This window comes from Rhizobium bangladeshense (assembly GCF_001662075.1).
Taxonomy (GTDB): Bacteria; Pseudomonadota; Alphaproteobacteria; order Rhizobiales; family Rhizobiaceae; genus Rhizobium; species Rhizobium bangladeshense_B.
In genome coordinates this window covers 26,367-49,802 of the sequence record NZ_LYPL01000021.1, presented here as the reverse complement: position 1 = coordinate 49,802, position 23,436 = coordinate 26,367, and the positions used below count along the sequence as shown (strand labels likewise).

General features: G+C 63.0%; 26 protein-coding genes. 15 read left to right on the top strand and 11 right to left on the bottom strand.

Going from position 1 to position 23,436, the window contains the following annotated elements:
- Nucleotides 1-30 precede the first annotated feature (30 nt).
- From A7X77_RS28630 to A7X77_RS28620, 3 genes are all read left to right on the top strand, one after another.
- Nucleotides 31-672: a chloramphenicol phosphotransferase CPT family protein gene (locus A7X77_RS28630; RefSeq protein WP_064686216.1), complete on the top strand. Its 642-nt coding sequence runs from the start codon at nucleotides 31-33 to the stop codon at nucleotides 670-672.
- Nucleotides 672-1,118 (top strand): GNAT family N-acetyltransferase, encoded by a 447-nt coding sequence (locus tag A7X77_RS28625; RefSeq protein ID WP_064686215.1) that lies wholly within the window; start codon nucleotides 672-674, stop codon nucleotides 1,116-1,118. The genes A7X77_RS28630 and A7X77_RS28625 overlap by 1 nt, the downstream gene beginning before the upstream one ends.
- 232 nt (nucleotides 1,119-1,350) lie before the next feature.
- The gene (locus A7X77_RS28620; protein ID WP_064686214.1) at nucleotides 1,351-1,614 is read left to right on the top strand and encodes a hypothetical protein; all 264 of its coding nucleotides are present in this window, start codon (nucleotides 1,351-1,353) and stop codon (nucleotides 1,612-1,614) included.
- A gap of 114 nt (nucleotides 1,615-1,728) precedes the next feature.
- Here A7X77_RS28620 and A7X77_RS28615 read toward each other — a convergent pair whose 3' ends face one another.
- The 6 genes from A7X77_RS28615 to coxB all read right to left on the bottom strand — a co-directional run bounded on the left by A7X77_RS28615 (nucleotide 1,729) and on the right by coxB (nucleotide 7,035).
- The gene (locus tag A7X77_RS28615; protein WP_064686213.1) at nucleotides 1,729-2,607 is read right to left on the bottom strand and encodes a cytochrome c oxidase subunit 3; all 879 of its coding nucleotides are present in this window, start codon (nucleotides 2,605-2,607) and stop codon (nucleotides 1,729-1,731) included.
- Nucleotides 2,608-2,667: 60 nt separating this feature from the next.
- Nucleotides 2,668-3,276: a cytochrome c oxidase assembly protein gene (locus tag A7X77_RS28610; protein ID WP_064686212.1), complete on the bottom strand. Its 609-nt coding sequence runs from the start codon at nucleotides 3,274-3,276 to the stop codon at nucleotides 2,668-2,670.
- The gene (locus A7X77_RS33605) at nucleotides 3,273-3,413 is read right to left on the bottom strand and encodes a hypothetical protein (protein ID WP_038687313.1); all 141 of its coding nucleotides are present in this window, start codon (nucleotides 3,411-3,413) and stop codon (nucleotides 3,273-3,275) included. The genes A7X77_RS28610 and A7X77_RS33605 overlap by 4 nt, the downstream gene beginning before the upstream one ends.
- Nucleotides 3,413-4,363: a heme o synthase gene (locus A7X77_RS28605; protein WP_064686255.1), complete on the bottom strand. Its 951-nt coding sequence runs from the start codon at nucleotides 4,361-4,363 to the stop codon at nucleotides 3,413-3,415. The genes A7X77_RS33605 and A7X77_RS28605 overlap by 1 nt, the downstream gene beginning before the upstream one ends.
- A 68-nt stretch (nucleotides 4,364-4,431) precedes the next feature.
- Nucleotides 4,432-6,132 (bottom strand): cytochrome c oxidase subunit I, encoded by a 1,701-nt coding sequence (gene ctaD, locus A7X77_RS28600; protein ID WP_064686211.1) that lies wholly within the window; start codon nucleotides 6,130-6,132, stop codon nucleotides 4,432-4,434.
- A gap of 18 nt (nucleotides 6,133-6,150) precedes the next feature.
- Nucleotides 6,151-7,035 (bottom strand): cytochrome c oxidase subunit II, encoded by an 885-nt coding sequence (gene coxB, locus A7X77_RS28595; RefSeq protein ID WP_064686210.1) that lies wholly within the window; start codon nucleotides 7,033-7,035, stop codon nucleotides 6,151-6,153.
- 316 nt (nucleotides 7,036-7,351) lie between these two features.
- Here coxB and A7X77_RS28590 point away from each other — a divergent pair, with 316 nt between their 5' ends.
- The 3 genes from A7X77_RS28590 (at nucleotide 7,352) to A7X77_RS28580 (ending at nucleotide 10,388) form a co-directional block, all read left to right on the top strand.
- Nucleotides 7,352-8,014, top strand: a complete 663-nt coding sequence (locus A7X77_RS28590; protein ID WP_082928878.1) for an invasion associated locus B family protein — start codon at nucleotides 7,352-7,354, stop codon at nucleotides 8,012-8,014.
- 456 nt (nucleotides 8,015-8,470) lie between these two features.
- Complete coding sequence (gene tldD, locus A7X77_RS28585; protein ID WP_064686208.1) at nucleotides 8,471-9,886, top strand: metalloprotease TldD; 1,416 nt, start codon at nucleotides 8,471-8,473, stop codon at nucleotides 9,884-9,886.
- A gap of 10 nt (nucleotides 9,887-9,896) precedes the next feature.
- Nucleotides 9,897-10,388 (top strand): GNAT family N-acetyltransferase, encoded by a 492-nt coding sequence (locus A7X77_RS28580; protein WP_064686207.1) that lies wholly within the window; start codon nucleotides 9,897-9,899, stop codon nucleotides 10,386-10,388.
- A gap of 20 nt (nucleotides 10,389-10,408) precedes the next feature.
- On the opposite strand, the gene A7X77_RS28575 is transcribed toward A7X77_RS28580, so the two are convergent.
- Complete coding sequence (locus A7X77_RS28575; RefSeq protein ID WP_064686206.1) at nucleotides 10,409-10,726, bottom strand: hypothetical protein; 318 nt, start codon at nucleotides 10,724-10,726, stop codon at nucleotides 10,409-10,411.
- A gap of 82 nt (nucleotides 10,727-10,808) precedes the next feature.
- A complete protein-coding gene (locus tag A7X77_RS28570) occupies nucleotides 10,809-12,092 on the bottom strand; it encodes a D-alanyl-D-alanine carboxypeptidase family protein (RefSeq protein WP_064686205.1) in 1,284 nt (427 codons plus the stop codon).
- 213 nt (nucleotides 12,093-12,305) lie between these two features.
- On the opposite strand from A7X77_RS28570, the gene A7X77_RS28565 reads away from it, so the two are divergent.
- Nucleotides 12,306-13,343: a polysaccharide deacetylase family protein gene (locus A7X77_RS28565; RefSeq protein ID WP_064686204.1), complete on the top strand. Its 1,038-nt coding sequence runs from the start codon at nucleotides 12,306-12,308 to the stop codon at nucleotides 13,341-13,343.
- Nucleotides 13,344-13,348: 5 nt separating this feature from the next.
- Here the strand turns inward: A7X77_RS28565 and pdxH are convergent, their stop codons facing one another.
- Nucleotides 13,349-13,969, bottom strand: a complete 621-nt coding sequence (gene pdxH, locus A7X77_RS28560; protein WP_064686203.1) for a pyridoxamine 5'-phosphate oxidase — start codon at nucleotides 13,967-13,969, stop codon at nucleotides 13,349-13,351.
- 65 nt (nucleotides 13,970-14,034) lie between these two features.
- Between pdxH and A7X77_RS28555 the strand changes: the two genes are divergently transcribed.
- The 4 genes from A7X77_RS28555 (at nucleotide 14,035) to A7X77_RS28540 (ending at nucleotide 17,554) form a co-directional block, all read left to right on the top strand.
- On the top strand, nucleotides 14,035-14,493 hold the full coding sequence (locus tag A7X77_RS28555) for an RT0821/Lpp0805 family surface protein (RefSeq protein WP_064686202.1): 459 nt from the start codon (nucleotides 14,035-14,037) through the stop codon (nucleotides 14,491-14,493).
- 319 nt (nucleotides 14,494-14,812) lie between these two features.
- Nucleotides 14,813-16,003, top strand: a complete 1,191-nt coding sequence (locus A7X77_RS28550) for a J domain-containing protein (RefSeq protein ID WP_064686254.1) — start codon at nucleotides 14,813-14,815, stop codon at nucleotides 16,001-16,003.
- A gap of 121 nt (nucleotides 16,004-16,124) precedes the next feature.
- Complete coding sequence (fabI, locus tag A7X77_RS28545) at nucleotides 16,125-16,943, top strand: enoyl-ACP reductase FabI (protein ID WP_064686201.1); 819 nt, start codon at nucleotides 16,125-16,127, stop codon at nucleotides 16,941-16,943.
- Nucleotides 16,944-16,963: 20 nt separating this feature from the next.
- Entirely contained in the window at nucleotides 16,964-17,554 is a 591-nt protein-coding gene (locus A7X77_RS28540) for a histidine phosphatase family protein (protein WP_064686200.1), read from the top strand.
- Nucleotides 17,555-17,622: 68 nt separating this feature from the next.
- On the opposite strand, the gene A7X77_RS28535 is transcribed toward A7X77_RS28540, so the two are convergent.
- On the bottom strand, nucleotides 17,623-17,883 hold the full coding sequence (locus A7X77_RS28535) for a DUF1344 domain-containing protein (RefSeq protein ID WP_003569889.1): 261 nt from the start codon (nucleotides 17,881-17,883) through the stop codon (nucleotides 17,623-17,625).
- A gap of 332 nt (nucleotides 17,884-18,215) precedes the next feature.
- On the opposite strand from A7X77_RS28535, the gene aroC reads away from it, so the two are divergent.
- Nucleotides 18,216-19,313 (top strand): chorismate synthase, encoded by a 1,098-nt coding sequence (aroC, locus tag A7X77_RS28525; RefSeq protein ID WP_064686198.1) that lies wholly within the window; start codon nucleotides 18,216-18,218, stop codon nucleotides 19,311-19,313.
- An 8-nt stretch (nucleotides 19,314-19,321) separates the two neighbouring features.
- Nucleotides 19,322-20,425 (top strand): 3,4-dihydroxy-2-butanone-4-phosphate synthase, encoded by a 1,104-nt coding sequence (gene ribB / locus A7X77_RS28520; protein WP_064686197.1) that lies wholly within the window; start codon nucleotides 19,322-19,324, stop codon nucleotides 20,423-20,425.
- A 336-nt stretch (nucleotides 20,426-20,761) separates the two neighbouring features.
- Here ribB and A7X77_RS28515 read toward each other — a convergent pair whose 3' ends face one another.
- Nucleotides 20,762-21,952: a winged helix-turn-helix domain-containing protein gene (locus A7X77_RS28515; RefSeq protein WP_064686196.1), complete on the bottom strand. Its 1,191-nt coding sequence runs from the start codon at nucleotides 21,950-21,952 to the stop codon at nucleotides 20,762-20,764.
- A 178-nt stretch (nucleotides 21,953-22,130) separates the two neighbouring features.
- Between A7X77_RS28515 and A7X77_RS28510 the strand changes: the two genes are divergently transcribed.
- Both A7X77_RS28510 and A7X77_RS28505 read left to right on the top strand, forming a co-directional pair.
- The gene (locus A7X77_RS28510) at nucleotides 22,131-22,805 is read left to right on the top strand and encodes an energy-coupling factor ABC transporter ATP-binding protein (RefSeq protein ID WP_064686195.1); all 675 of its coding nucleotides are present in this window, start codon (nucleotides 22,131-22,133) and stop codon (nucleotides 22,803-22,805) included.
- Nucleotides 22,805-23,413: an energy-coupling factor transporter transmembrane component T family protein gene (locus A7X77_RS28505; RefSeq protein WP_064686194.1), complete on the top strand. Its 609-nt coding sequence runs from the start codon at nucleotides 22,805-22,807 to the stop codon at nucleotides 23,411-23,413. The genes A7X77_RS28510 and A7X77_RS28505 overlap by 1 nt, the downstream gene beginning before the upstream one ends.
- The last annotated feature ends 23 nt before the right edge of the window (nucleotides 23,414-23,436 follow it).

Here is a 23,436-nt window from a genome sequence, read left to right as displayed (position 1 = left end):
CGATTCGCGCCAAACAGAAGAAGAAAACTGATGACCCATGACAGCCATGCCGGACAGATCATTATCCTGAACGGCGCTCCGCGCAGCGGCAAATCCAGCATTGCCCAGGCAATCCAGGAGGAATTCGAGGGGCCGTGGATCAACCTCGGCGTCGACAGCTACAATGCCATGACGCCGAAGCGCTACCTGCCCGGCATCGGGCTCAGGCCCGGCGGCGAACGGCCGGAGCTGGAAGAGCTGATCCCGTTCCTCTATGCCGCCCTTTACGAATCGATCGCCATCCATGCCGGCCTGGGCCTCAACGTGGTCGCCGATCTCGGCCATCACGACAGCTATTCGCGCCCGCTCGGCATACTTGCCGACTGCGCCCGGCGTCTCGACGGCTTCTCGGTGCTTTTCGTCGGCGTGCGCTGTCCGATCGAGACGATCATGCAGCGGCGGGAACTCGCACAGGAAGGACGCGAGACGCTTTATCTCCGCGCCAGCGAAGAAGCGCCCGTGCCGGAGCCCGTGGAGCGTTGGCAGCAAGAGGTGCACCGGCCGGGCATCTACGACATGGAGGTTGATACGTCGGTGCTCACAGCGCGCGAATGCGCCGAGGCAATCCGCCAGCGGCTCGATCTCGGCATTCCCGAACCTTCGGCGTTCGAACGGATTGCGGGCGGGCGTTGATGGCCATTGAGCTTCAGCAGGTGAAAGAGGCCGAGGATTGGCAAGCCTATCATGCCATCCGGCGGCACGTATTGTTCGAGTTGCGCGGCCTCGACGGTTACGATGACAATCACCCGGATGAGCATGACGCGAGCCATATCCCGCTCCTGCTGAGGAAAGACGGCGTCGCCCTCGGCACCGTGCGCCTCGATCTGTCGAATGGCGCGACCGGCGTCGTGCGACTTGTCGCCATCATGCCGGAATATCAGAGGCAGGGGCTCGGGCGGATTTTGATGTCCGAAGTCGAGAGACTATCGACCAAGCACGGCCTCTGCCGCCTGGAGGTCCATGCGGCGCCAGATGCCGTCCGTTTCTACGAAAAGCTCGGCTGGGTCATGGTGGATGCCGGCAAAAGCAGCCCGCTCATGGAGAAGGATATTCAGTCATCCAATCGTGGCAGCGGATAGGACGACGATTCGTCGTTGCAGCGCCGGTAGGCGTTTGGCGATCAAGGCCACATTGCCTCCCGCAGCAATTCAATGGCTTGCGTGACCGATCGCCCTTCAACCTGGGGCGGCTCAGCGCGCTCGCGCCGTCTGTCGGAGTTTCCCCCGACGACGATGCGCCCCGCCCATCCGGGTAATATCAATGTGATCCATCGCGGCGTAGTGTTCTATCTGGCTTTGAGAGGAGGATGCTATGCCTACCATATTGGCCTATCACGACGTCAAAGATGTCAGTCATTGGCTCAATTCACCACGCCGCAAAGAGGTTTTCGAACCCCTCGGCTGCACAAACATTCGTACGTTCGTCGATCCACAGGCGTCCAATCGAGTTGGCCTGGTCATGGACGTTCCCGACATGGGCCGCCTGGAGGAATTTATGAAGTCCAAGCAAGCGGCGGATGCGATGGAGTATGACGGAGTATTGCCGGAGACGTTGGTGATCCTCACTCAATCGTAGCGGGAAATCAAGGAACCGCGCCATGGGTCAAGCCCGACAATGACGGAGCGTGGGGCCAAAGACGAAAAAGGGCGGACCCGAGGCCCGCCCTTTTGTTTGAAGCTCGCTTGCCGATCAGCCGGCTGCGACGGGTGCGCCCCAGCCGCCCCAGACATAGATGCAGAAGAACAGGAACAGCCAGACAACGTCGACGAAGTGCCAGTACCAGGCGGCCGCCTCGAAGCCGAAATGCTGCTTCGGGGTGAAGTCGCCGCGGAGCGCCCGCAGCAGGCAGACCAGCAGGAAGATCGTGCCGACCAGGACGTGGAAACCATGGAAGCCGGTCGCCATGAAGAAGGTCGCGCCGTAGATGGAATTCTTGAAGGCGAAGGGCGCGTGGGCATATTCGTAGGCCTGGACGGCGGAGAAGAATATGCCGAGCAGCACGGTCAGCGTCAGGCCCTGGATCAGGCCCCTGCGGTCGTTGTGCAGCAGCGCATGGTGCGCCCAGGTGACCGTCGTGCCCGAGAGCAGCAAGATGACGGTGTTGTAGATCGGCAGGTGCCAGGGATCAAGGACCTCGATACCCTTCGGCGGCCAGACGCCGCCGGTATAGGCGAGCCGCGAGGCCTGGATCGCCTCGTTCGGATAGAGGCTGGCGTCGAAATAGGCCCAGAACCAGGCGACGAAGAACATCACTTCGGAAGCGATGAACATGATCATGCCGTAGCGCAGATGCAGCGAGACGACGCGAGTATGGGCGCCTTCGTGAGCTTCCTTCACCGTATCGGCCCACCAGCCGTACATGACGTAAAGAACCAGCACGAGGCCGATATAGAAGAGCCAGGGATTGGCGAGCTCGGCGCCGGCGAACTTGAAGGAGCCGCCGTTCAGGTAACGCATGTAGCAGACGCCGCCGATCGCCATGATGAAGGCGCCGAACGAGGCGAGAATCGGCCACGGGCTCGGATCGATGATGTGGTAGTCGTGATTCTTCTGGTGCGCATCGGCCATGTAGCTATCCCCGGATGTCTTCCTCACTTCGCTCCCGGCATAGCCGGAAACGAGCCTTGATCAAAGTTTCTTTTCAATCTTCACCGCTCCACCCTCATTCGAAGCGACAGGCTTCGGACCCTCTTTCGGATAGAACGTGTATGACAGCGTCACCGTGTGGATATCCTTGGATTCCACCGCCTTGACGATTTCAGGGTCGATGTAGAACACCACCGGCATTTCCAGCTTTTCGCCCGGCTTCAGGTCCGTATCCGTAAAGCAGAAACATTGCACCTTGTTGAAATAGGCGCCCGCCTCGCCCGGCGTGACGTTGAACACCGCCTGGCCGCGCTGGATCTCGTTCGACCGGTTCTCGGCGACGAAATTGACCTGGATGGTTTCGCCGATCTTCGGATTGACCTCGCGCTCGACCGGCTTGAAATTCCATTGCAGGCCCGGCGCAACATTGGCGTCGAAGGTCACGCGCATCTTGCGGTCGAGCACGACGCTCGACATCTGCTCGACGCGCTGGGTCGTGCCGTTATAGCCTGTCACTTGGCAAAAGATGCGGTAGAGCGGCACGGCGGCAAAGCTCATCGCCCCCATGCCGAAGACGAAGCTCAGGCACATCATGACGACGGCGCCGTTGTTGCGCCCCTGTCTCCTCGGTGCGGCGGCCTTGTCGCTCATCCGGCTGCTCCCCCGCCCATCTTCACGATCGCCATCACGTAAAAAAGAACGACGAGGCCGGCGAGCACCAGCCCGAGGGCGATGTTGCGGTTGCGGCGCGACTTCATCTGCTTTTCGGTGAGCTTGACGAGATCCATCAGAACAAGCCTCCTGCTTGCGAAACCAGCATGGCGGCCAGCCGGTCGATCATCAGGGCGGAGAAGACCGCGAACAGATAGAAGATCGAGAAGGCGAAGAGCTTCTTTGCCGGGATCATCTTCAGATCGCCGTCCGGCATGCGCCAGACGGCGATGGAACAGTAGACGAAGATCGCGCCGAGGGCGGCGGCGACGAGGCCGTAGCCGTAGCTCGCAAAACCCAGGAAGGACGGCAGGACCGCGCAGATGGCGGTCAGCACCGCATAGGCGACGATCTGGTGTTTGGTGACCCGCTCGCCGGCGACGTTCGGCAGCATCGGCACGCCGACGGCCTCGTAGTCGCGCATCTTGAAGAGGGCAAGCGCCCAGAAATGCGCCGGCGTCCACAGGAAGATGATCAGGAAAAGCACCGTGCTCTCGATCGTCACCGTGTTCGTCACGCAGGCCCAGCCGATCATCGGCGGAAAGGCGCCGGCGGCACCGCCGATGACGATGTTCTGCGGCGTCGAGCGCTTCAGCCACATGGTGTAGATGACGGCGTAGAAGAAGATGGTGAAGGCGAGGATGCCGGCCGACAGCCAGTTGACGGCAAGGCCGAGAATGACGACCGAAAAGCCCGACAGCACCAGGCCGAAGGCCAGCGCCTCGGAGGGCGCGATGCGGCCGGCCGGAATCGGACGCTTGGCGGTGCGGTTCATGATGGCGTCGATATCGGCGTCGTACCACATGTTGAGCGCACCGGAGGCGCCGGCGCCGACGGCGATGCAGAGGATGGCGATCAGGCCGAGGACCGGATTGATATGGCCCGGCGCCAGCACCAGGCCGGCAAAAGCAGTGAAGACCACGAGCGACATCACCCGTGGCTTCAAGAGTTCGAAGTAATCGCGTGCGCTGGCTTCCGACAATTCGCCGTCCTCTGCAAGCGCCTCGTGATTGTCGATGACCGTCATCATTTCGTCCTGAATGTCTCAATGCCAGGACGCCGTATAAAGATGCGGCGTCCTGTTATCCGCGCAAATTACTTGATGCGCGGCAGCTGTTCCCACTGGTGGTAGGGCGGCGGCGAAGGCAGCTGCCATTCGAGCGTCGTTGCGCCCTCGCCCCAGGGATTGTCGCCCGCCACGCGCTTCTTGGCGAGGGCCTCGAAGACGCAGAAGAGGAAGATCACCACGCCGAAGGCCGAGATGTAGGAGCCGACGGAGGAGACGTAGTTCCAGCCGGCATAGGCATCGGGATAATCGATGTAGCGGCGCGGCATGCCGGCAAGCCCGAGGAAGTGCTGCGGGAAGAACACCAGGTTGACGCCGATGAACATGATCCAGAAGTGCACCTTGCCCAGGAATTCGCTGTAGAGGTAGCCGGTCATCTTCGGGAACCAGTAGTACCAGCCGGCAAAGATCGCGAAGACGGCGCCGAGCGACAGAACGTAGTGGAAGTGGGCCACGACGTAATAGGTGTCATGCAGCGACCGGTCGAGACCGGCATTGGCGAGCTGGACGCCGGTGACGCCGCCGACCGTGAACAGGAAGATGAAGCCGATCGCCCAGAGCATCGGCGTGGTGAACGAGATCGAGCCGCCCCACATCGTTGCGATCCAGGAGAAGATCTTCACGCCCGTCGGCACGGCGATGACCATGGTGGCGAAGACGAAGTAACGCTGCGCATCGAGCGACAGGCCGACCGTGTACATGTGGTGGGCCCAGACGACGAAGCCGACGGCGCCGATCGCGACCATGGCGTAGGCCATGCCGAGGTAGCCGAAGATCGGCTTCTTCGAGAAGGTCGAGATGATGTGGCTGACCATGCCGAAGCCCGGCAGGATGAGGATGTAGACCTCGGGGTGACCGAAGAACCAGAACAGGTGCTGGTAGAGGATCGGATCACCGCCGCCTTCGGGAGAGAAGAACGAGGTGCCGAAGTTGCGGTCGGTGAGCAGCATGGTGATGCCGCCTGCCAGAACCGGCAGCGACAAGAGCAGCAGGAAGGCGGTGATCAGCACGGACCAGGCAAAGAGCGGCATCTTGTGCAGCGTCATGCCGGGAGCACGCATGTTGAGGATCGTGGTGATGAAGTTGATCGCACCGAGGATCGACGAGGCGCCGGCAATGTGCAGCGCGAAGATCGCCAGATCGACCGCCGGTCCCGGCGTGCCGCTTGTGGCCAGCGGCGGATACATCGTCCAGCCGCCGCCGGTGCCATAGGCGCCGGCCGGGCCTTCGACGAACATCGACAGCAGCAGCAGGATAAAGGCAGGGACGATCAGCCAGAAGGAGATGTTGTTCAGGCGCGGGAAGGCCATATCGGGGGCGCCGATCATGATCGGCACCATCCAGTTGGCGAAACCGCCGATCATCGCCGGCATGACCATGAAGAAGATCATGATCAGCGCGTGCGCGGTCGTGAACATGTTGAACATCTGCTTGGCGCCGTCGATGGCGGCATCGCCCTCGTAGCCGTAGACCATCGAGGCCAGGCCGTGGAAGATCTGGATGCCCGGCTCCTGCAGTTCCATGCGCATGGCCACCGACAGCGCGCCGCCGATGATGCCGGCAATGATCGCGAAGATCAGGTAGAGCGTGCCAATGTCCTTGTGGTTGGTCGAAAACAGCCAGCGATTGACAAAGCTCGGCGTGTGCCCGTGATCGTGGTCATGATCATGGGCGTGGTCATCATGGGCATGACCGTGAGAATGATCGTCGTGAGCGGAAGGTCCAGCCATTGTCCCGATCCCCTTTAATTACTGTGCTTCGGCGACGTCGACGGTCTTTGCGGGACCATCGGTTGCGGCCATGAGTGTCTTGTAGGCGCCGGGCAGGTCGCTGGCGGCTGCGCTCAGCCACTGCTTGTACTTGTCCTCGGAGACGACGCGGATGGCGATCGGCATGTACGCATGGTCCTTGCCGCAGAGCTCGGAACACTGGCCGTAAAACAGGCCTTCGCGCTCGGCCTTGAACCAGGTTTCGTTGAGGCGACCCGGCACGGCGTCGATCTTGATGCCGAAGGACGGCATGGCGAAAGCGTGGATGACGTCGGTCGGCGCTGCGGTCACGAGGACGCGCACCGTCTTGTTGACAGGCAGGACCAGCTCGTTGTCGACGGCCAGAAGCCGGGGATAGACGGACTTGTCTTCCTTGCCGGCAGCCGCGCGGTCCTGATCCTTCAAGAGGTAGGAATCGAAGGCCAGCGGGCTGTCGCCCGAACCCTCATATTCATAGTTCCACTGCCACTGCGTGGCGGTCGCCTTGATCGTCACGTCGGGGTTTTCCGGCAGCGTCAGCTGCGCCGTCAGAAGATTGAAGGAGGGAATGGCGAGAAGGAGCAGCACCAGGACCGGCCCCACGGTCCAGATGACCTCGATCACGGTGTTGTGGCTCGTCCTCGAGGGCACCGGATTGGCGCTGGCGCGGAACTTGACGCAGACGACGATGAGCAGGATCAGAACGAAGAGCGTGATCGGAACGATAAACCACAGGGTATATTGTTCGAACCACTGGATTTCCCGCATGATCGGCGTCGCCGCCGGCTGCAGCGTTGCCTGCCACGGTTGCGGCTGGTCGGCATATGTACCGGAAGCAAAAAGCAGACAGACCAGCGCGGTCAGAGCTGCATAAGCCTTCTTCATCACCTTATTATCTCCCTCGAGCGCTTGACCTGCAAAAACGGATGCAGAATCCTTGCCATCTTCAGCGCTTCAAACCACAGTTTGGCATTTGCCGCAACAGGCCAGAGCATTTGTCTATGCGGCATTTTTGCTCAAAGCATAGGCAGCCCCGGACGGCAAAACATCCCAAGATTTTCATCAGCATATGAAAAAACGCCTTTCCGGCCAATCCGGCCGCCGCACATTCTTGCCGAAAGGTCCAATTTCTGCCGCAGTCCCCCGGTTTTCACGGGGTGGGGCTTTTCATTTTCGGTGGGCAGCTTCAACAATAGCCGCAATGATTCGATATCCAGAGGTTTTCATGGGTTTCCGTTCCCTCGCGCAGGCGCTCGTCGTGACTGCCAGTATCGCGGCTGCCGCGGCGACGCCCGTATTCGCACAGCAACCCGCCCCCTCCCCGGCCGCGCCCACAGCGCCAGCCCCGGCTGCCCCTGCCCCCACCCCGCAGCAGCCGAACGCCGCCAGCCCGAAAGTCGAACCGGCGACGCCAGGCCAGACGCAGCCGCAGGCGCCGGGCACGGTGAAATCCAATCATGGCGCCTGGTCCGTTGTCTGCGACAAGCCGGCCGGCGCATCGGCCGAACAATGCGCGCTGATGCAGAACGTCATCGCCGAGGACCGGCCGGAAGTCGGGCTTTCCGTCGTCGTCCTGAAGACGGCCGACCGCAAGTCGAAGATCCTGCGCGTGCTCGCACCGCTCGGCGTGCTCCTGCCGAACGGCCTCGGACTCAATGTCGACGGCAAGGATATCGGCCGCGCCTATTTCGTGCGCTGCTTTGCCGACGGCTGCTATGCCGAGGTCGTGCTCGAGGACGAGCTGCTGAAAACCTTCCGCAGCGGCGCCCAGGCAACCTTCATCGTCTTCCAGACACCGGAAGAAGGCATCGGCATTCCTGTCGACCTCAAGGGTTTTGCCGAGGGTTTCGACGCGCTGCCGTAAGGGCATGAGCTGCGACGGCAGAGCGCAGCTTCGCTCGTATTCCGTCACCATCGCTGTACCTCCTCAGGCGCCCACCCACCTTCCGTCATGCTCGGCCTTGAGCCGCCTTGAGCCGAGCATCCGCACGGCATCCATCATGATCCCAGGCTCAAGGCCTGGGATGACGGAGGTTGGGGTGGACTTCCGCCAAACTTGCCGGCAGCGCATGGATCGACTCATCATCGCCGTGCGCTATGCTTGCTCGAACGTTTCCCCGTACTCCGTCCTGCTCGGGCTTGACCCGAGCATCCGCGCGACGTCCTGCGGCGAGCAAGAGTCCAGGCGCGATGGCTGTGATGACGGAGATTGTCCTACCCGACAAAGAATAATTCGGCCGCAGGGCTTCACTCCTTATAAGGTAGAGCCCTATCTAGGGAGTAAGCGCATTCCCGAACGCATGCCCATTGGAGCCAGACCATGACCACCGATCTCCTGCCGCTTTTCGATGCCGACGAAGCCACCATGCGCGGCCTTGTCGCCGAGGCGCTCGCCGGCGCCGATGATGGCGAGCTTTTCATCGAGCATGCGCAGGCCGAAGCGCTGACCTTCGACAATGGCCGGCTGAAGGGCGGCAGTTTCAATACCGAGCAGGGCTTCGGGCTTCGCGCCGTTGCCGGCGAGGCGGTCGGTTATGCCCATGCCGGCGATCTGTCGGTGGCGGCGCTGAAGCGGGCGGCGGATGCGGTCGGCGCGGTGACGCGCGGCTATTCAGGCTCCTATGCCGCCGCCCCCCAGGGCACCAACAAGAAATTCTACGGTGACCAGAACCCGATCGGCCAGCCGAGTTTTGAGGAAAAGGTCAAAGTCCTGCAGGACATCGACGCCTATCTCAGGGGCAAGGACGACAAGGTGCGGCAGGTGACGGCCTCGGTGGCGGCGAGCTGGCAGGTCGTCGACATCCTGCGCGCCGACGGGCATCGCGTCCGCGACATCCGCCCCATGACCCGCGTCAACATCTCCGTCGTGGTCGGGCAAGGCGAGCGCCAGGAGAGCGGCTCCTACGGCAGCGGCGGGCGCATCGGCTTCGGCGATTTCATCACCGAGGGCAGCTGGCAATACGGCGCCGACGAGGCGCTGCGCCAGGCGCTCGTCAATCTCGAGGCGATCGATGCGCCGGCGGGCACGATGGATGTCGTTCTCGGCTCCGGCTGGCCGGGCGTGATGCTGCACGAAGCGGTCGGTCACGGGCTGGAAGGCGATTTCAACCGCAAGAAGACGTCGGCCTTTGCCGGCCTTCTCGGCCAGATGGTGGCAGCACCCGGTGTTACCGTCGTCGACGACGGCACGATCGACAACCGCCGCGGCTCAATCACCATCGACGACGAAGGCACGCCCTCCGGCTACAACGTGCTCATCGAGAACGGCAAGCTCGTCGGCTATATGCAGGACCGGCAGAATGCCCGGCTGATGGGCATGGCGCCTACCGGCAACGGCCGCCGCCAGGGTTATGCGCATGTGCCGATGCCGCGCATGACCAACACCTATATGCTCGGCGGCGACAAGACGCCTGATGAAATCATCGCCTCGGTGAAGAAGGGCATTTATGCCGTCTCCTTCGGCGGCGGTCAGGTCGACATCACCTCCGGCAAGTTCGTCTTCGGCTGCACCGAGGCCTATCTGATCGAGAACGGCAAGGTCGGCGCGCCGATCAAGGGCGCGATGCTGATCGGCAACGGCCCGGATGCGATGAAGCGGGTTACGATGATCGGCAACGACATGAAGCTCGACACCGGCATCGGCAATTGCGGCAAGGCCGGCCAATGGGTTCCGGTCGGCGTCGGCCAGCCGCATCTGCGCATGGATCAGATCACGGTCGGCGGCACGCAGACCTGAGGGAAGCCCGATGGCGGAGATCGAGATCAGACCTTTTACCGAGGGCGACGCCGACGACGTGCTGTCGGTGATTCTGCCGATCCAGCGCGAAGAATTCGGCATCGACATCACCGCCGATGCGCAGCCGGATCTGAGGGTCATCCCGGATTTCTATCAGTCCGGCAAAGGCCAGTTCTGGGTCGCCGTCAAGGACGGCGCCATCGTCGGCACGCTGGGCTTGAAGGATATCGGCCACAATCAGGCGGCGCTGCGCAAGATGTTCGTCGCCGCCGAGGTTCGCGGCCGCGAACACGGCGTGGCGGCGCTGCTCCTCGAGCGCATGTTCGCCCATGCCAGGGATGCCGGTCTCACCGATATCTTCCTCGGCACGACGGACAAATTCGTCGCCGCTCATCGCTTCTACGAGAAGAACGGCTTTACCGAGATTGCCAAGAGCGCCCTGCCCCGCGCATTCCCGCTGATGGCGGTGGACAACAAGTTCTATCGCTACAAGCTCGGCTGATTTCACGCAGCCGGCATGCCTCAGCTCTTCGGCAGCTCCGCCGGCTGAAACCGCCACTTCCGCTCGATCGCCGCGGCAAGGTCGATGTCGTTGCGGCGGGCAAAGAGCAGGATGTGGCCGAGCAGGTCGGCGGTTTCGTCGGCGAGATCGCGCCGCATTTCCTCGGGCGAGCGGCCTTTGGCACGGCCCCGGCCGGTCAGTCGGTTCCACGCCTGTGTCAGCTCGCCCATTTCTTCCTGCAGCTTCAGGAGGAACCAGTCGGCATCGCGTTCGATGCCGTTGGCGGCGACATGGGCGGCGGACGAGGTTTCGAACTGATCGGCAAGACGACGCAACATCGGCGTTCTCCTTTTGTTTATGGAAGAGACGCTGATTCCCGATGCTTGTCCAGAGTGGATTGCCTTGAGTGCCGGGCGACGATCAGCCGTGGTCCGGCAGCAGCATGCAGTCATAGGAGCGCTGTTTCAGCGCATCGCAAGCCGAGACGGCGGCATCCCTGCTGGCGAAGCCGCCGAAGCGGGCGCGGTAGATCCTATTGGCGCCCTCCCCAACCGCCTCGGTATAGGGCGAAGCGGAAACGAGCGGCGCGCCGCCTTCCGACTTCGCCTGGGCGAGAAGCGCGCGCGCCGCATCGGCGCTCGGGGCGGCCGAGATCTGGATCTGCCAGTCGCCATCAGCCTTCTCGGCCGACATCTTCGGCGCCTTGCCGGCGTTCAGGATCTCATCCATCGCGACCGGACGGTCCAACGGCACGACGGCGTCGTCGGCATAGGCCAGGCTCTTTGACGCGAGGTCGTCGGCCGGGCGCGGCGCGTTGAGCGGCACCGGAACATCGGAAGCATCAGCGGCGGAAGCGACTTCGACGGCCTCCTTGGCGCCGACGCTCGCCACCAGCCTGGCGCCGCCGGAAGACGAGGCGCGGCCGAGATAGCGGTCGAGCAGCGCCGCCATCTTGGCGTCGCGGCTGCGGGCGGTGCGGCCGCCGAGCACGACGCCGACGACGCGCCGGTTGCCGTCCCTGACGGCGCTGACGAGGTTGAAGCCGGAGGCGTTGGTATAGCCCGTCTTGATGCCGTCCATGCCCTGGTAGCGGTACATGAGATTGTTGTGACCGCGCACGGTCTTACCGCGGAAATTGAAGCTTGCCACCGAAAACAGGCGGTATTCATTGGGGTAATTCTTCATCAGCGCCACGGCAAGCGTCGACATGTCGCGCGCCGTCGTCACCTGGCTGCTGTTCGGCAGGCCGGATGCGTTGAGGAAGACGGTGCGGCTCATGCCGAGCTGGCGGGCTTTTGCCGTCATCATCCGGGCAAAACCGCTCTCCGAGCCGCCGAGCGTCTCGGCCATGGCGGCGGCGGCGTCATTGGCGGATTTGACGATCATCCCATAGACCGCCTCGCGCACCGTGATGGTGCCGCCGGCCTTGACGCCGAGCTTGGTCGGCGGTCGGGCGGCGGCATATTTCGACATTTTGATCGGCGTATCCCAGGCGATCTTGCCGCGCTTCAAGGCCTCGAAGGTGAGATAAAGCGTCATCATCTTCGTCAGCGAGGCCGGGTGGTTCAGCGTGTCGGCGTTTTCGGCGGCAAGGACCTTGCCGGTGCGGGCATCGAGGATCAGCGAGGCGTTGCCGGCAAGAGCCGCAAGCGGCGCCGAAACCGCCAGCGTTACGGTCAAAACAGCCGCCAATAGCTTTCTCATGGAATCCCCCTGATGCGCCGGCTCTCGATGGGCCGGCTGTGTCGTAATGTAACAGAAGCCGTAAGTTTGGCGCGACTTTGCGGCAACGCCTATCATTTTTCTAGCCTTTTCATCGTCTTGGTTAACAAAAAACCAAAGAAGCTGTGCGAAATCGGGATTCAGCAAGGCTTAAGCCGCGGTTGCTAGTTTGCCGCAAAAGGCAATGGGCGGCGCATGACGGGACAATTGAAGCGACTGGCAAAACGCGCGGCGATCGGCGCCGGGCTCGAGGCATCCTGGCTGATCGCCGCGGCCGGACTGATGCGGCAAGCGCGCGGGCGCGGCGTCATCTTCACGCTGCATCACGTCCGCCCGCACGTCGCCCAAACCTTCGCGCCGAACGCGCATCTCGAAATCACGCCTGACTTTCTCGACACGGCGCTCGGGCGGCTCAAGCGGGAGGGCTATCGCTTCGTGCCGCTCGATGCGCTGCCGGCACTGTTGGCCGAGCCTGTGGGCGGCAGGCCGTTTGCGGCCTTTACGCTCGACGACGGCTACACCAACAATCTGGAGCATGCGCTGCCGGTGTTCGAGCGGCATCGGGCGCCGTTCACGGTGTTCGTCACCAAGGGCTTTGCCGAGGGCTCCCACAGCATCTGGTGGGAGACGCTCGCCGTTCTCCTGCGTCAGGCAACCGAAATCCGCTTCGATTTCGGCCGCGGCAGCGAGCGGCTGGCGCTCGAAAGCCCGCAGCAGCAATGGGACGCCTTCGACCGCTTCGCGGCCTACATCCACCGCTCCGACGAGGCGCGCGCCATTGCCGCCCTCGATATGCTGGCGCGGGAAAACGGCATCGAGCCGACTGATATCGTGCGCGACCTGGTGATGGGGCCGGCGCAGTTGCAGTGGCTCGCCCGGCGCCCGCTCGCCGCTCTCGGCGCTCATACGATCAGCCATCGGGCGCTCGCCCGCCTTCCGGAAGCCGAAGCGCGAATCGAGATGGAAGTTTCGGCCGATTACCTCGAGGCGGTGACCGGCATCCGTCCCGTTACGATCGCCTATCCCTACGGCACGCCGGAGGCAGCGACCGGCCGCGAGGCGGCGATTGCCGGCCGGCTCGGCTTTTCGGTCGCCGTCACCACCCAGCCGGGGCTGCCGGCGGCGGGAAAAACCGGCTATCTCCCGCGCATGTCGCTGAACGGCTTCTACCAGAAGCGACGCTACGTCTCGGCGCTTGCCTCTGGCATTCCGCTGAGGCTGATGGGCAGGTAAGCCGATCACGGATACATCCGCACCTTTTCCCACGCTCCGACCGGCGTGGGCCGGCGGAATTCGATGCGGTCATGCAGGCGGAATGCCTGATCCTTCCAGAATTCGATCGAGGTCGGCCGGATGCGGAAGCCAGACCAGTGAGCCGGGCGGGGAATGTCGCCGAGGGCATAACGGGCGGTATATTCGGCCACCGCCTTCTCCAGCGCGAAACGGCTTTCGAGCGGGCGGGACTGCCTCGAGGCCCAGGCGCCGATGCGGCTGCCGCGCGCCCGCGTCTTGAAATAGGCGTCGGCTTCGGCGTCGCTGACGATCTCGACAGGGCCGCGCAGCCGCACCTGGCGGCGCAGGCTTTTCCAGTGGAAACACATGGCGGCTTTCCTCTGCCCCAAGATTTCCTGACCTTTCCGGCTCTCGAAATTCGTGTAGAAGACGAAACCGTCATCATCGAATCCCTTCAGGAGAACCATGCGGACATTGGGAAGGCCATCTTCATCGACTGTTGCCAGCGCCACGGCATTGGGGTCGTTCGGTTCCGAGGCCTCCGCCTCCTTCAGCCACTCGGCAAAGAGCTTGAAGGGCTCGCCACTTTCGGTAAAGTCACCGCTTGTTAACTCGTTTGCCGACATATTGGTTCAAATGCCCCGGATTGTTCAAAACTCGCCCAGCTTTTCATAACTGGACAGGATGCAGGGTGGAAGTCATAGCAAAGTCATATCGCCATACAAAGGGTCTGCGGCAACGCAGCAGCGCCTTCCTGATCATCGGAGTCGCAATGCTGTCGCTTTCCGGTTGCGTTGGCGGCGGCATGGATTTCTTCAGCGAAGCCAAGGTCGACCGGTCGGTGGCAACAGGCACGGTGCCGCAGCCGCCGCCGAGCACCGACACTCTGTCTGACGAGATGACGGTGCGCAACGCCGTGACGTCGGCCGATGTGAACAGGCTCGAAGGCCAGCCGCTTCCCTGGGCGAATGCATCGACCGGCAGCGCCGGCGTCATCGATACGATCGTCGAAAACAATGAGGCGGGCCAGGTCTGCCGGCAGTTCCGCACCACCCGGCACTCCTATGTCGGCATCGCCAAATTCTACGGCAAGACCTGCCTCGTCGGCGGCGGCAACTGGCAGCTTCTGAGCTTCCAGCCGGAGAGCTGATCCGGCGGGAATTGACCTTCTCGGGAAATTGGCCCGGCGGGGATCCCCGCGGGGAGAACCGATTCGGCGCGGACAGGTTAACGGCCGCCGGCTTTGCGGCGAATGCTTAGCAAAGAGCTAACCATTTGCGGCGAAACACTCCGCATCCCCTCACAGAAATAACAAGTGATTAGCAACTCGGCCGCACGATCGGCGTTGAGAGTGGCTCCCCCTGCCTTTGCGGCCGGTGGCGCCTCACGGCGTTGATATTGGACTTTGATATTGGGCGGGGATGCAGGGCAAGGACAGGCGCCCGCATCGCAACACCGGCGGTTTTGACATGCGCGATCCTTACAAAATTCTGGGCGTCAAGCGCGACGCGGCGGCGGAGGAGATCAAGGCGGCCTGGCGCAACATGGCCAAGGCCGCGCATCCCGACCACAATCAGGACGATCCGACGGCGACGGCCCGATTCGCCGAGATCGGCCGCGCCTATGAAACGCTGCGTGACCCGCGCAAACGCAGCCTGTTCGACAATGCCGTGCGGATGGCGGAAGCCAAGAAGCAGGAACAGACGATCATGCAGCAACGCCAAGCCGCGCGCGAGGCTGCAGCCCGCGCCAAGGCGGCCCAGGCCAATGCCGAGCGGGTGATGGAAGAGCTTGCCCGGGCTGCCCAGAAAGCCGCGGCCGACGGCTCCAGGCAGCAGGCCGGCACCGGCGAAGGCGCCGAGGAGATGGTGGAGCGCATTTTCGGCGCGCAGGCCCGCACTGCGGCGGGCGGCCAGGCGCAGGGTCGCGCCCAGCAGGCCCAGAATCAACAAACCCAATATCAGCAGACCCACAATCAGCAGACCCAGGGCCAGACACAGGCCGAAGCGGGCAAGCGCGCCGATGGCGACGCCGCCGAAGCCGAGGAGGAAGCCGAGGCATCAAATAATGCCGGCGCCAACCTGTCGCTGCCGCTCAGCATTCTGACATCGCTGGTGCGCCGTTTCACCGGCGCCAAGGATACCGGCCTCGAAAAAGCGCCTGACGAGGTGACGACGGCGACGGTGACGATCGACGAGGTGCTGAAGAGCGGCTGGATCACCGCAGCGCTGCCGGAGGGTCGCGAAATCGGCTTCGCCTTGCCGGCGGGCACGACGGATGGTCACGAGATCCGGCTCAAGGGACAGGGCTTCAAGCTGCCGGGCATGCAGCGCGGCGACGCCGTCGTCAATATCCGCATCGCCCCCGATCCGCGTTTCACCGTCGACGGTTTCGACCTGCACGCCGTACTGCCGCTCAGCATCGAAAACGCCGTGCTCGGCACCGAGGCGCGCATCGACGGACCGGCCGGGCCGCTTGATATCACCGTGCCCGCCTGGTCGGGCTCGGACAAGACGATCCGGATTTCCGGCCAGGGATTGCCCCGGGAAGACGGCAGCAGAGGCGATCTCGTCGTCGAATTGCGCATCATCCTGTGGGAAAAACCCGACGATAAGATCACCGATCTCATGCGCAGCATGCGTGAAGGCCTGTTTCTGTGAAATTTTTACGACATTCGCACCCTTTGTTACGATCCCTAACAGTTGATGATCCAGGCCAAGCTTGAACCGATTAACGGCCTATGCCATAGGCAGGATCGATCAGAATCCTAGGGAGCGAAATATGGCTCAAGCATCCGGCCTCATGGCAGGCAAACGCGGCGTCATCATGGGTGTCGCCAACAATCGTTCGATTGCGTGGGGTATTGCCAAGGCCATTCATGCGCAGGGCGGAGAAGTTGCGCTCACCTATCAGGGCGATGCGCTGAAGAAGCGTGTCGAGCCGCTCGCCGCCGAAATCGAGGCGACGCTCGTCGGCCACTGCGACGTCGCCGATGAATCCACCATCGACGCGGTTTTCGAAAATGTCGAAAAGCTGTGGGGCAAGATCGATTTCCTCGTGCATGCGATCGGCTTTTCCGACAAGGACGAGCTGACTGGCCGCTACATCGACACCTCGCCCGACAATTTCACCAAGACGATGCAGATCTCCGTCTATTCCTTCACCTCGGTTGCACGCCGCGCCGAGAAGCTGATGACGGAAGGCGGCTCGATGCTGACGCTGACCTATTACGGCGCCGAAAAGGTGATGCCGAACTATAACGTCATGGGTGTGGCCAAGGCCGCGCTCGAAGCCAGCGTCAAATATCTCGCCGTCGATCTTGGGCCGCAGAACATCCGCGTCAACGCCGTTTCGGCCGGACCGATCAAGACGCTCGCCGCCTCCGGGATCGGCGATTTCCGCTACATTCTGAAGTGGAACGAATATAACGCCCCGCTGCGGCGCACCGTCACCATCGAAGAAGTCGGCGATGTCGGCCTCTATCTGCTGTCCGACCTGTCGCGCTCCGTCACCGGCGAAGTGCACCACGCCGACAGCGGCTATCATGTCATCGGCATGAAGGCGGTCGACGCGCCGGATATTTCGGTCGTCAAGGACTAAATGCCTCCGGAGTCTGCACCGTGCTTATCTATGTGATCAGACACGGTCAGACGGACTGGAATGCCGAGCGCCGCCTGCAGGGTCAGAAGGACATCGCGATGAACGCCACGGGCTTGGAACAGGCCCGGCGGAACGGTCTTGCGCTGGCTGAGATTCTCGGTGAGACGGTCGGGGCGTTCGATTTCGTCGCCAGCCCGCTCGGGCGCACGCGCGCGACCATGGAAATCATGCGCGCCGCCATGGGCCTGCCGCCCCTTGCCTATCGCACCGATCCCCGGCTGGTGGAGATTTCCTTCGGCGATTGGGAGGGCTCGACGCTCAAGGAGCTGAAGGCGACGCAGCGTGAGCGGGTGGCCGAACGCAATGCCTCGAAATGGGATTTCATCCCGCCCGGCGACGATGCGGAAAGCTATGAGATCCTCTCCTGGCGCACCGGCGCATGGCTGCGCTCCGTCGATCGCCCGACCGTCTGCGTCACCCATGGCGGCGTCATTCGCACGCTGTTCCAGATGATCGCCGACCTGCCGAAGAGCAGCGCGGCCGAAGGCGGCATTCCGCAGGACCAGATCGTCAGGATCGACACCAATGACCGGACGATCGTCTGGCTGTAGGTCGTCGCCGCGTTTCGATCAGAATTGAATGAAAGTGAATTTTATACGCCGATCTCGGCGTTAGGCGCCTATTTGACGATGTCGAGATCGTTGATGACGCGCTTGCCGTCGACTTCTGTATAGAAGACGATCACTTTGACGCCGGCTTCGAGGCCGTCGAAGTTGAATTCCTCAGGTGCCTGATAGGTCTTGCCGTCGTCGAGGGTCAGCACGAGATTGGCCGTATCGACCTTCTTGATCGTCGCCTCGACATCGGCGCTCTCGGCAAAGCCGCTCATCGGCGACAGGAAACTTGCTGTGGCCAAAAGCGTGGCGACGACGAAACGCATGGCAACAATCCTTTTGAAACGCTGCACGAGAACACTGGCCACAGATAAGCTCCTGAATATGGCGAAAATTGCCCGTAAGAATGGCTTTTCCCGCCCAATTGATGAATAGGATTTTAAATATAATCAAAATCACGCGTTAACCCCAGCGTCCGCCTCGCGGCCCGCTTGGTGACGGCCATGGGTCGCAAGTCCGGGTACAGCATTTCGGCAGCGGCCGGTTTGACGCAAAGAAAGGCTTTTGCCCCGGCGGCTTTTTGGCCTATGAGTGTCGCGCCTTTTTCAAGCAATGGCGCGGCCGGCGGCGACCGGCCCTGACGCCACCGTGGGAACACATGTCGCACAATACATTCGGTCACCTCTTCCGCGTAACCACCTGGGGCGAAAGCCATGGTCCGGCGCTCGGCTGCGTCGTCGACGGCTGCCCTCCGGGGCTGCGCTTCAAGCTCGCCGATCTCCAGGTCTGGCTCGACAAGCGCAAGCCGGGCCAATCCCGCTTCGTCACCCAGCGCCGCGAGGACGACCTGGTGAAGGTGCTATCCGGCGTCATGCTCGATGCCGACGGCGAGACGATGACGACGACAGGCACGCCGATCTCGATGCTGATCGAAAACACCGACCAGCGTTCGAAGGATTATGGCGAGATCGCCCGGCAATACCGCCCCGGCCATGCCGACTATACCTATGACCTCAAATACGGCATCCGCGATTATCGCGGCGGCGGCCGCTCCTCGGCGCGTGAAACCGCCGCGCGCGTTGCAGCCGGCGGCATCGCCCGCCTCGTCGTGCCCGGTGTGACCGTGCGCGGCGCGCTGGTGCAGATCGGCAAGCACAAGATCGACCGGCGCAACTGGGATTGGGACCAGGTCGGCCAGAACCCGTTCTTCTCCCCCGATGCGGCGATCGTCCCGGTCTGGGAGGAGTATCTCGACGGCATCCGCAAGGCCGGCTCCTCGATCGGCGCGGTTATCGAAGTGATCGCCGAGGGTGTGCCGGCCGGCCTCGGCGCGCCGATCTATGCCAAGCTCGACCAGGATATCGCCTCGCTGCTGATGTCGATCAACGCCGTCAAGGGCGTGGAGATCGGCAATGGTTTTGCCGCCGCCGAGACATCAGGCGAAGACAATGCCGACGAGATGCGCATGGGCAATGACGGCACGCCGATCTTTCTTTCCAACAATGCCGGCGGTATTCTTGGCGGGATCTCGACCGGGCAGCCTGTTGTGGCGCGTTTCGCCGTCAAGCCGACCTCCTCGATCCTGACCGAACGCCAGTCGATCGACGCCGACGGCAAGAATGTCGATGTCCGCACCAAGGGCCGGCACGACCCCTGCGTCGGCATTCGCGCCGTGCCGATCGGCGAGGCGATGGTCGCCTGCGCCATCGCCGATCATTATCTTCGCGACCGCGGCCAGACCGGCCGTCTGAAATAGGAGCGTCCATGTCTTACGATCAGAAACGCGTCGTCGACGCCATCAGGGCCTTCGAGGCCGGCGAAATCGTCGTCGTCATGGACGACGATGACCGCGAGAACGAGGGCGATCTGATCGTCGCCGCCGTGCACACCACGCCGGAAAAGATGGCCTTCATCGTGCGCCACACCTCCGGCATCGTCTGCGCGCCGATGCCGAAGGAAGAGGCCAAACGCCTCAACCTCAACGCCATGGTGGCGGAAAACGATTCGGCCCACACGACCGCCTTCACCGTCTCGGTCGATTTCAAGCACGGCACGACGACCGGCATCTCGGCCGACGACCGGACGCTGACGGTGCGTAACCTCGCCAATCCGAATGTCGGGGCTGCCGATTTCGTCCGTCCCGGCCATATCTTCCCGCTGGTTTCGCGCGAAGGCGGCGTGCTGATGCGCTCCGGCCATACGGAGGCCGCGGTCGACCTCTGCCGGCTTGCCGGCCTGCCGCCGATCGGCGTCATCTCCGAACTCGTCAACGATGACGGCACCGTCACGCGCGGGCCGCAGGTGGTCGATTTTGCCGAAAAGCACGGGCTGAAGCTCGTCTCTGTCGCCGATCTCATCGCCTATCGCCAGCGCAAGGAAACGTTGGTCGAGCACGGCGCAAGCTTCGACATCGACACGGCCTTCGGCAAGGCCAAGGCCCATACCTATGCCCTGCCCTGGGACCCGATGCAGCATCTCGCCGTCGTCTTCGGCGATATCCGCGACGGCATCGACATCCCGGTGCGCCTGCATCCGGAAAATGTCGCCGAGGACCTGTTCGGCAAGAAGAGCCCGGTCGATTTCTACATGGAGAAGATCGCTGCCGAAGGGCGCGGCGTCATCGTTTATCTGCGCGAGGGCTCCGTCGGCGTCGGCCACTACGACAACGGCCGCAAGGCCCGCAGCCAGGGCCGCGAGGCCCATGCCGAAGCGCAGAACCGCGAAAGCGAATGGCTGGAAATCGGCCTCGGCGCCCAGATCCTCAAGGACCTCGGCGTCAGCTCGATCAAGCTGCTGACCAGCCGCGAGCGCCACTATGTCGGCCTGGAAGGGTTCGGCATCAAGATCAGCAAGACGGAGATTTGCTGAGACTTTTCCTCGCTCATCACGATCAATTCAAGCCGTGACCGACTGCCTGATTTCGCTAGCGAATGGCGGCTGACACGGGCATTTGCGGTGAATGGGTTTCTCCTGCGCACCCCACTCTCCGTCATGCTCGGCCTTGAGCCGAGCATCCACGCCGCGTCCACCGGCAGTCGTGGCATGGATCCCAGGCTCAAGGCCTGGGATGACGGAGAGTGTGGTTGGCGTTGATGCCAAACTCGCCGTCGGCGTAGAGAGACGCACCGCTGCTGGTGCTACATTCGGCCGGCACTTACGACGGCCTCCCTTGTGGGGGCGCAGTAATGGGCGAGGATACTTCGCTTACCCCCTCCACCCCTCCAGCAACACCACCTTCTCCACACCGGCAAACCGCGCCACCCGCTCGAGCTCCGCTTCCAGCCGCTCCAGCCGCCCTGCCGACGGCTTCACGCCCGGTTCCAGCCAGAGCCGCCTGACATCGAGCGTCGATTTCTTCCGGTCCGCCTTCATGTCGATGCGGCCGATCAGCCTGTCGCCTTCGAGAAGGGGGAAGACGTAATAGCCATATTCGCGCTTGGCTTCGGGCACGAAGACCTCGATGCGGTAGAAGAAGCCGAACAGACGTTCGGTACGGTTGCGGTCGCGGATCATCGGGTCGAAGGGGCTCAGCACGCGGATGCGGGGCGGTGCAGCCGGATAGCTGTCGAGCGTTGCGAAGAAATCGGCAAAGGCCCAGGAGGCGCGCGCCTTGTCGCCGAGCGCCGGCTCGATCAGCACTTCGGTCAGCTCGTCGCGATGGGCTGATACCCAGGCCTTGGCTTCATCAGGCGAGACGAGGTTCCAGAAGGCTGCGATCTCGCCATGGGTGGCAAAACCGAGGCGGGTGAGCGCGCTCCGGCAGGCCCAATCGACGAAGTCTTCACGGGTGACCTCCGGCTCGCGGAATTCGGCCGGGATGACGCGCTCGGTGAGATCATAGATCTTCTGGAAGTTCGAGCGGCCGGCAATGGCCAGCTTGCCGGTGTGCCAGAAATATTCGAGCGCCGTCTTGTTCGGATGCCAGTTCCACCAGCCGCCGGACACGTGGCCATCGGCCTTGACGTCGCGCGCCAGCATCGCGCCGTCGCGCTGCACGCGCTCATAGGTCTCCTCGAAGGCCGCCTCGAAGCCCTCCCCGCGCCACTTGCGCCAGCGCTCGATCAAGACTTTCTCCTGGTGGCGGAACTTGTGCTTCCAATAGACAAAGAAGGCACTCGGCAGGATTGAGGCATCATGCGTCCAGTGCTCGAACAGCGCGCGTTCCTTTTCGAGCAGTGCTTTCAGATGCTCTCGCCTGTAGGTCTGGTTGCGGGAAAACAGGATCTGGTGGTGCGCCCGCTCCACCGTCTGGATGCTGTCCACCTGGACGAATCCCAGATCGTGGATGAGCTGCAACAGTCCTTGCTTGGTCAAGGCGCGGTTCGGTGGGGCGCTGAGGCCCTGCTTGGCGAGGAAGACACGGCGGGCGTCGGAATTGGAGAGCAGATTCGTCATGGGCGCATCATACCGCGGAAAATCTTCCTAGCCACCCGGTATCCACCAACGGATGTCGACAGCGAGGTTTGCTCTTTGTAGAAGCACTGCTGTCAGGTTGGCGCCAGTGATGTTCTGATGCCGGATGACATTCATCTCCTACGCGTATTCCAAACGCGGCCGGATGCGAGGAACTGGTTTGGACATACAATTCGAAGGCGCCGGGGTCAGTTTCGGGGCGCGGGTGGCGCTGGCGCCGCTGACACTCGGCATCAGCGGCAAACGCATCGGTGTCATCGGGCTCAACGGCTCGGGCAAGACGACGTTCGCAAGGCTGATCAACGGGCTGACCAAGCCGACGGTCGGCCGCGTCACCGTCAACGGCCGCGATACGGCCGATGAGAAGGCGGCGGCGGCCGATGTCGGCTTCATCTTCCAGTCGCCGCAGAACCAGATCATCCTGCCGATCGTCCGCGACGACATCGCCTTCGGGCTCAAGCGGCGCGGCCTCAGCAAGGCGGAGATCGAGGCGAAGGTCGCGGGCATTCTCGCCCGTTTCGGCGCCGAAGCGCTCGCCGACCGCCGGGCGCACGAGCTTTCCGGCGGCGAGCTGCAGGTGGCGGCCCTCTGCTCGGTGCTGGTGACCGGGCCCGGCACTCTCATCCTCGACGAGCCGACCAACCAGCTCGACCTCAAGAACCGGGCGCTGGTCGAGCGGATTATCGCCGGGCTGCCGGAAAGCGCCATCGTCATCACCCATGATCTGGAGCTGATCGCCGGTTTTGAACGGGTGCTGCTGTTTCACGAAGGGCGGCTTGCCGCCGATGCGCCGGCGGCTGAAGCGATCGCCCGCTACAGGGAGATCGCCGCCTGATGCAGTCGCTTTATGTCGAAGGCAACAGCCCGATGCACCGGCTTTCGCCGCGCTTCAAGCTGGTATCGCTTGCGGCCTTCGGCGTCCTGCTGTTCGTCAGCCAGAATATCGCCCTGCTGTCCGGCTTCGTGCTGCTGACGGCGGTTGTCTATCGCACCACCGGCCTGCCGCTCGGCGAGGGGCTGCGGCGGCTACGGCCGGTCTTCCTGACGATCGCGGTCGTGGCGCTCTTCAACCTGCTCTTCAACCCCTGGCAGGCAGCGCTCGTGCCGGTGCTGCGGCTGACGGCGCTGATGCTTCTTGCCGCCGCCGTGACGGCGACGACGTCGATCGCCGCCTTCATCGACGAGGTGACGGCGCTCGCCCGCCCGCTCGAACGCACCGGCTTCGTGCAGGCCGACGATATCGGCCTGGCGCTCGGGCTGGTCCTGCGTTTCGTGCCCGAGATTGTCGGCCGTTACCAGGCGATCCGCGAGGCCCACAAGGCGCGCGGGCTGAAGGTCCGGCCGACGAGCCTGCTGGCGCCGCTGATCATCCTGACGCTCAGGGATGCGGATAATGTCGCCGCCGCGATTGACGCGCGCCGCATTCGACGGCATGGAAGTTAACGAATTTTAACCACGGAGTTCAT

Coding starts and splice junctions, on each gene's coding strand:
- A7X77_RS28615 (WP_064686213.1), bottom strand. CDS start 2,607: ATGGCCGATGCGCACCAGAAGAATCACGACTACCACATCATCGATCCG.
- tldD (WP_064686208.1), top strand. CDS start 8,471: ATGACCACCGATCTCCTGCCGCTTTTCGATGCCGACGAAGCCACCATG.
- pdxH (WP_064686203.1), bottom strand. CDS start 13,969: ATGTCGGCAAACGAGTTAACAAGCGGTGACTTTACCGAAAGTGGCGAG.
- A7X77_RS28505 (WP_064686194.1), top strand. CDS start 22,805: ATGCAGTCGCTTTATGTCGAAGGCAACAGCCCGATGCACCGGCTTTCG.
- A7X77_RS33605 (WP_038687313.1), bottom strand. CDS start 3,413: ATGGATCTCGTCAAGCTCACCGAAAAGCAGATGAAGTCGCGCCGCAAC.
- A7X77_RS28580 (WP_064686207.1), top strand. CDS start 9,897: ATGGCGGAGATCGAGATCAGACCTTTTACCGAGGGCGACGCCGACGAC.
- A7X77_RS28575 (WP_064686206.1), bottom strand. CDS start 10,726: ATGTTGCGTCGTCTTGCCGATCAGTTCGAAACCTCGTCCGCCGCCCAT.
- fabI (WP_064686201.1), top strand. CDS start 16,125: ATGGCTCAAGCATCCGGCCTCATGGCAGGCAAACGCGGCGTCATCATG.
- A7X77_RS28565 (WP_064686204.1), top strand. CDS start 12,306: ATGACGGGACAATTGAAGCGACTGGCAAAACGCGCGGCGATCGGCGCC.
- A7X77_RS28605 (WP_064686255.1), bottom strand. CDS start 4,363: ATGACGGTCATCGACAATCACGAGGCGCTTGCAGAGGACGGCGAATTG.
- A7X77_RS28550 (WP_064686254.1), top strand. CDS start 14,813: ATGCGCGATCCTTACAAAATTCTGGGCGTCAAGCGCGACGCGGCGGCG.
- A7X77_RS28515 (WP_064686196.1), bottom strand. CDS start 21,952: ATGACGAATCTGCTCTCCAATTCCGACGCCCGCCGTGTCTTCCTCGCC.
- A7X77_RS28590 (WP_082928878.1), top strand. CDS start 7,352: ATGATTCGATATCCAGAGGTTTTCATGGGTTTCCGTTCCCTCGCGCAG.
- ribB (WP_064686197.1), top strand. CDS start 19,322: ATGTCTTACGATCAGAAACGCGTCGTCGACGCCATCAGGGCCTTCGAG.
- A7X77_RS28630 (WP_064686216.1), top strand. CDS start 31: ATGACCCATGACAGCCATGCCGGACAGATCATTATCCTGAACGGCGCT.
- aroC (WP_064686198.1), top strand. CDS start 18,216: ATGTCGCACAATACATTCGGTCACCTCTTCCGCGTAACCACCTGGGGC.
- A7X77_RS28610 (WP_064686212.1), bottom strand. CDS start 3,276: ATGAGCGACAAGGCCGCCGCACCGAGGAGACAGGGGCGCAACAACGGC.
- coxB (WP_064686210.1), bottom strand. CDS start 7,035: ATGAAGAAGGCTTATGCAGCTCTGACCGCGCTGGTCTGTCTGCTTTTT.
- A7X77_RS28570 (WP_064686205.1), bottom strand. CDS start 12,092: ATGAGAAAGCTATTGGCGGCTGTTTTGACCGTAACGCTGGCGGTTTCG.
- A7X77_RS28620 (WP_064686214.1), top strand. CDS start 1,351: ATGCCTACCATATTGGCCTATCACGACGTCAAAGATGTCAGTCATTGG.
- A7X77_RS28625 (WP_064686215.1), top strand. CDS start 672: ATGGCCATTGAGCTTCAGCAGGTGAAAGAGGCCGAGGATTGGCAAGCC.
- ctaD (WP_064686211.1), bottom strand. CDS start 6,132: ATGGCTGGACCTTCCGCTCACGACGATCATTCTCACGGTCATGCCCAT.
- A7X77_RS28535 (WP_003569889.1), bottom strand. CDS start 17,883: ATGCGTTTCGTCGTCGCCACGCTTTTGGCCACAGCAAGTTTCCTGTCG.